The organism is Micromonospora sp. D75, assembly GCF_018070405.1.
In the GTDB taxonomy this organism is placed as follows: Bacteria; Actinomycetota; Actinomycetes; order Mycobacteriales; family Micromonosporaceae; genus Micromonospora; species Micromonospora chalcea.
In genome coordinates this window covers 1-5566 of record NZ_JAGPXV010000396.1, presented here as the reverse complement: position 1 = coordinate 5566, position 5566 = coordinate 1, and the positions used below count along the sequence as shown (strand labels likewise).

At 70.8% G+C, this 5566-nt stretch carries 6 protein-coding genes and 1 pseudogene; 3 read left to right on the top strand and 4 right to left on the bottom strand.

Annotated features, from left to right (window positions below; all coding sequences use genetic code 11):
• The 3 genes from KBX39_RS21480 to KBX39_RS21470 all read right to left on the bottom strand — a co-directional run.
• A partial coding sequence (locus tag KBX39_RS21480; protein WP_210872173.1) for an aldehyde dehydrogenase family protein occupies positions 1–637 on the bottom strand: 637 nt, incomplete at its 3' end.
• 2 nt (positions 638–639) lie between these two features.
• Complete coding sequence (locus tag KBX39_RS21475; RefSeq protein WP_210872171.1) at positions 640–1677, bottom strand: ABC transporter ATP-binding protein; 1038 nt, start codon at positions 1675–1677, stop codon at positions 640–642.
• Positions 1677–2711, bottom strand: a complete 1035-nt coding sequence (locus KBX39_RS21470; RefSeq protein ID WP_210872169.1) for an ABC transporter ATP-binding protein — start codon at positions 2709–2711, stop codon at positions 1677–1679. Before KBX39_RS21470 ends, KBX39_RS21475 begins: the two co-directional genes overlap by 1 nt.
• 120 nt (positions 2712–2831) lie before the next feature.
• Between KBX39_RS21470 and KBX39_RS21465 the strand changes: the two genes are divergently transcribed.
• From KBX39_RS21465 to KBX39_RS21455, 3 genes are read left to right on the top strand one after another with little or no spacing between them, the layout of a single operon-like run.
• Positions 2832–3362 carry an Lrp/AsnC family transcriptional regulator gene (locus KBX39_RS21465; RefSeq protein WP_030499629.1) on the top strand — a complete coding sequence of 177 codons (531 nt, stop codon included), beginning with the start codon at positions 2832–2834 and terminating at the stop codon, positions 3360–3362.
• A 19-nt stretch (positions 3363–3381) separates the two neighbouring features.
• Positions 3382–4329 carry a nickel ABC transporter permease gene (gene nikB, locus KBX39_RS21460; protein WP_030499628.1) on the top strand — a complete coding sequence of 316 codons (948 nt, stop codon included), beginning with the start codon at positions 3382–3384 and terminating at the stop codon, positions 4327–4329.
• The gene (locus KBX39_RS21455; protein WP_231915563.1) at positions 4319–5224 is read left to right on the top strand and encodes an ABC transporter permease; all 906 of its coding nucleotides are present in this window, start codon (positions 4319–4321) and stop codon (positions 5222–5224) included. Before nikB ends, KBX39_RS21455 begins: the two co-directional genes overlap by 11 nt.
• 56 nt (positions 5225–5280) lie before the next feature.
• Here the strand turns inward: KBX39_RS21455 and KBX39_RS21450 are convergent.
• Positions 5281–5566, bottom strand: a pseudogene (locus tag KBX39_RS21450) (peptidase); the annotation flags it as partial.

The window sequence follows — 5566 nt, the reverse complement described above, 5'->3', positions numbered from 1 at the left end:
GTTCCTCCCCGACCACCGAGCCGGCGCCGACGACCAGGTTGAACACGCCGGGCGGGACACCGGCGTCGGCGATGATCCGGGCGAGTTCCCCGGCGCTGGCGGGAACCAGCTCGGCGGGTTTGAGCACGACGGTGTTGCCGTGCGCGAGCGCCGGCGCGACCTTCCACGCCGGGATCGCCAGCGGGTAGTTCCACGGCGTGATGATCCCGACCGCGCCCAGTGGACGGCGGCGGACCTCGGCGTGCACGTTCGGCCGGGTGGAGGCGTAGACCTCACCGGTGGGCTGGAGCAGCTGGTGGGCGTAGTAGCGGAACGTCTGGCCGGCGCGGACGACCTCGCCGCGGGCCTCGGCGAGCAGCTTGCCCTCCTCGCGGGCGAGCAGCGTGGCGAGTTCGTCGGCGCAGTCCAGGATGGTGCCGCCGATCCGGTCCAGCATCCGCATCCGGTCGCCGACGGGCAGCTTCGCCCATCCGGGACCGGCCCGGCGGGCCGCCTCGACCGCCGCGCGGGCGGTGTCGCGGTCGGCGACCGCGTACTCGCTGACGACTTCGCCGGGGCGGGCCGGGTTCAGGTTCGGCCGGCGTTCGCCGTCGACCCACTCGCCGTCGACCAGGTTGCGGTGGTACGGAACCGACACGTCTACCGCCCCGCGCCGGCGGCGGCGACCGGCTCGCCCCGCGGGTCGGTGTTCTCCGGGAAGTGGCAGGCGACCTGGTGGCCGGCGCCGGTGAGCTTCGGCGTCTCGGTCGCGCAGATGTCCTGCGCCTTCCAGCAGCGGGTCCGGAAGCGGCAGCCGGACGGCGGGTTCAGCGGGCTGGGCACGTCACCGCTGAGGATCACCCGCCGGCGCTCGGTCTCGACCAGGGGGTCGGGGATCGGCACCGCCGAGAGCAGGGCCTGGGTGTACGGGTGGCGCGGCCGGTCGTACATGTCCTCGCAGTCCCCCACCTCCACGACCGAGCCGAGGTACATCACCGCGATGCGGTCGCAGAGGTGCCGCACGACGGCCAGGTCGTGGGCGATGAACATCATGGTCAGGCCCAGCTCCTCCTGGAGTTCCTCCAGCAGGTTGACGATCTGCGCCTGCACCGAGACGTCGAGCGCGGAGACCGGCTCGTCGGCGACGATGAACTGCGGGTTGCTGACCAGGGCGCGCGCGATGCCCACGCGCTGGCGCTGGCCGCCGGAGAACTCGTGCGGGTACCTGTCGTGCCACTTCTCGCTGAGCCCGACCATCTGCATGGTCTGCAGCGCCTTGGCCCGCCGCCCGGCCGCCGGCAGGTCGGAGTGCACGAGCAGCGGTTCCTCGATCAGCTCGCCGACGGTCATCCGGGGGTTCAGCGAGGCGAACGGATCCTGGAAGATCATCTGCATCTGCCGGCGCATGGCCCGCATCCGCCGCCGGTCCAGCGTGGTCAGTTCGGTGCCGTCGAACGTGACGGTGCCCTGGCTGGGCTTGAGCAGCTGGAGAATGGCGCGGCCGGTGGTGGACTTGCCGCAGCCGGACTCACCGACCACGCCGATGATCTCGCCGCGCCGGACGTCGAGGTCCACGCCGGAGACCGCGCGCAGCCGGGCCGGCAGCATCGAGCCGCGTACCGGCACCTTGAAGTCGACGGCCAGGTCACGCACGCGCAGCAGCGGGTCCGGGGCGGTGTCGGGGGCAGGGGTCGTCATCAGCGCACCTCCGCGCTCTGGTCGGCGAAGCGGTCCTCGGTGGTCAGCCAGCCGCCCTGGTCCGCCGGGCGCATGCCCCAGCAGCGGGTGAGCTGGTCGCGGGCCGGGACGGTGGTCAGGCCGGGCGCCTGGTCCTGGCAGACGTCGCGGGCGTGGACGCAGCGCGGCGCGAAGCGGCAGCCGGGTGGGATCTCCGACAGCTCCGGCGGGCGGCCGGCGATCGGGCGCAGCTTGCCGCCGCGGGCCTGGTCGAGGCGGGGCACCGAGCCGAGCAGACCCCAGGTGTACGGCATCTGCGGCTGGTGGAACAGGTCGACGGTCCCGGCGCGCTCGACGATCTGGCCGGCGTACATGACGTTGACGCGCTCGGCCATGCCGGCGACCACGCCGAGGTCGTGGGTGATGAGCAGGACCGCGGTGCGCGTCTCCAGGGCCAGTTCCCGCAGCAGGTCCAGCACCTGCGCCTGGATGGTGACGTCGAGCGCGGTGGTGATCTCGTCGGCGAGGATCAGCCGCGGCCGGCAGGAGAGCGCCATGGCGATCATGACGCGCTGGCGCATGCCGCCGGAGAGCTGGTGCGGGTACGAGCTGAGCCGGGTCTCCGCCGCCGGGATGCGCACCATGTCCAGCAGCTCGACCGCCCGCTTGCGCGCGGCCCGGCGGCTCATTCCGAGGTGCAGCTCCAGCGCCTCGGTCATCTGCCGGCCCACGGTCAGCACCGGGTTCAGCGAGGTCATCGGATCCTGGAAGATCATCGAGATGCCCTTGCCGCGCACCGCGCGCAGGTCCCGTGCGGACAGTTTCAGCAGGTCGCGCCCCTCGAAGAGCACCTGACCACCGGTCACCTGGCCGGCCGGCGGCACGATCAGCCCCATGATGGACTGAGCGGTCGCCGACTTCCCGCAGCCGGACTCGCCGACGAGGGCGACCATCTCCCCTGCGTCGACAGTGAACGACACCCCGTCCACCGCCGTCACCGAGCCCCGCGCGCCGCGGAATTCGGTGCGCAGGTCCCGGACCTCCAACAAGGCCATCGATCCCCCTGAGTTAGACTCCCGAACGCCACCATTCGTCATCCGGGAGTGTTGCACAGACGATGTTCGTCGTCTAGGCTCCCGGCAGCGACGAATTCCGTCACTAAGAGTTGGAGCGAGATGGCATCCAAGAGCTCGATCGAGAAAGATCGCAGCATCATCCGGGAGCTCGTTCAGGATCCACGGCAGACGAACGTCGCGCTGGCGGCGAAGGTCGGCCTCTCCGAGGGATCCGTACGACGCCGGGTGGAACGGCTTGTCACCGAGGGTCAGCTGCAGTTCGCCGCGATTCCCAGCGCCGCCTTCATGGGGCGGCCGGTGCACACGCTGTTCGAGATCCAGAGCGCTCCGGGTGCCACAGAAAGGCTCATCGACAAGCTCGCCGGGATGCCGGAGATCGCGTACGTCTACCACGTGACCGGCCAGTTCGACATCATCGCCGTCGGCTACTTCGCCTCCAGCAACGCCATGCGGCGGTTCTGGACGGAGCGGCTGGGCAACCTCGACGGGGTGATGGAGAGCCGGTCGGTGATGGTGCTACGGGTCGCCAAGCGCGCGCACGAATGGGCGCGCGACATCGCCGTCACGGGGGACGAGGAAGCCGGCTGGGACGCGGAAGCCGACCCCGGCACACCCGGCGCTGACACCTGACCGACCGGAGAAACCCGCAATGCTGCGCATCACGTTGACCCGTCTCTTATCGGTTATTCCAGTCCTTTTCGGGATCTCGGTGATCTCATTCCTGGTCATCCGCATGATCCCCGGCGACGTGATCAGCTCGATCATGGGTCAGGACTTCGGCGACCCCGCGATCGAGGCGGAGATGCGCCGCTACTTCGGGCTCGACATGCCCGTGTACGAGCAGTTCCTGAGGTGGCTCGGCGCCCTGGTCCAGGGCGACTTCGGCACCTCGATGCGCACCGGCCAGCCGGTGCTCGAAGAGATCATGCAGCGCCTTCCGTCCACGCTGCTGCTGGCCGTGTCGGCGCTGCTGGTCTCGATCCTCATCTCCATCCCGCTCGGCGTGCTCAGCGCCACCAAGCGCAACGGACTGCTGGACGCCACCACCCGGGTCGGCTCGCTGGTCGGGCTGTCGCTGCCGAACTTCTGGCTCGGCATCCTGCTGGTGTACGTCTTCTCGGTGTCGCTGGGCTGGCTGCCGTCCCAGGGCGCGGGTGAGGGTGAGGGCTTCTGGGGCACCCTGAAGCACCTCATCCTCCCCGCCGTGACGCTCGGCTCCAGCCTCGCCGCGATCAGCATGCGGATGACCCGCTCCAGCATGCTGGAGGTGCTCAACCAGGACTACGTACGCACCGCCCGGTCCAAGGGCCTCGGCGAGCGCGTGGTCATGACCCGGCACGCGCTGCGCAACTCGCTGATCCCGGTCGTGACGGTGCTGGGCATCCAGGCCGGCGCGCTGCTGGGCGGCACCGTCATCGTCGAGCAGGTGTTCGCCTGGCCGGGCCTGGGGACGATGGTCATCCGCGGCATCTCCCAGCGCGACTACCCGGTCGTCCAGGGCACCCTGCTCTTCCTGGCCTTCTTCTACGTCGTCGTCAACTTCCTCGTAGACCTCATCTACACCTACCTGGATCCGAGGTTGCGCAGTGGTCACTGACACCGCCCCCGACCGCCGCCCCGCCGAGGCGGCGTCCACTCGCCGGACCCCCCGCAGCCTGGAGTTGCTACGCCTGATCTGGCGCGACCGGGTGGGCGCCATCGGCCTGGTCATCGTGGTGCTGATGGTCGGCGCGGCGGCGCTGGCCCCGCTCATCGCCCCGTACGACCCGACCGCCATGTCCAACCAGCGGCTCGCCGCGCCCGGCGGCGACTTCCTGCTCGGCGCCGACGAGGCCGGCCGCGACCTGCTCAGCCGCGCCCTGTACGGCGCACGCACCTCGCTGACGGTCAGCCTGATCGTGGTGACCTGCGCGGGCGCGATCGGCGTCCTGCTCGGACTGCTCGCCGGCTTCTACCGGGGCTTCCTCGACGCGGTCATCACCCCGGCCACCGACATCATGTTCGCCTTCCCCACGCTGCTGCTCGCGCTGGCGGTCGTCGCCGCCCGGGGCCCCGGCACCGAGAACCTGATCCTGGCCCTGATCCTCGTGTTCATCCCGAGCTTCGCCCGGGTCGTACGCGGCACGGCGATGTCGGTGCGCCGCGAGCCGTACGTGGAGTCCGGCCAGGCGGTCGGGCTCACCAACGCCCGGCTGATCTTCAAGTACATCCTGCCCAACTCGGTCGCCCCGATCGCGGTGCAGTTCACCACGAGCCTGGCCACCGCCATCCTGGTCGAGGCGTCCCTGGGCTACCTCGGGCTCGGCGTGCAGCCGCCCCAGCCGTCCTGGGGGTCGATGCTCTCCAGCGGCAAGGCGTTCATGGAGATGTCGATCTGGCCGTCGGTCGTCCCCGGCGTCTGCATCATGATCGCGGTGCTGGGCTTCAACCTGCTGGGCGACACCCTCCGCGACGTGCTCGACCCGCGACTGCGCGGCCGTTCCAGCCGCTGACCCCTCGCACCCCCGGCAAGGAGCAACGTGGAAACCATCGACGAACACCTGGTTCGTCAACTGTCGGAATGGTCGGGGGGCGCCCCGGCGCAGCCGACCTGGAGTCCGGCGAGGAACGCCCGGGACCGCGCCCAGGCCGGCAGCCGGTGACCGTCGCGCAGGGCCTGCGCGGCGAGGCCGGTGCTGTTGGCGTTCGGTGTGCCGGCCGCATTGGCGAAGCCGCCGTCGGCACGCTGAACGGACACCAGCCAGCGCAGCCCGGCGGCGGCGTCGGCCGGACGGTCCGCGGCGCGCAGCGCCTGCGTCACGAGCGCGGTGGCGTCCACGTCGGACGTGCAGACC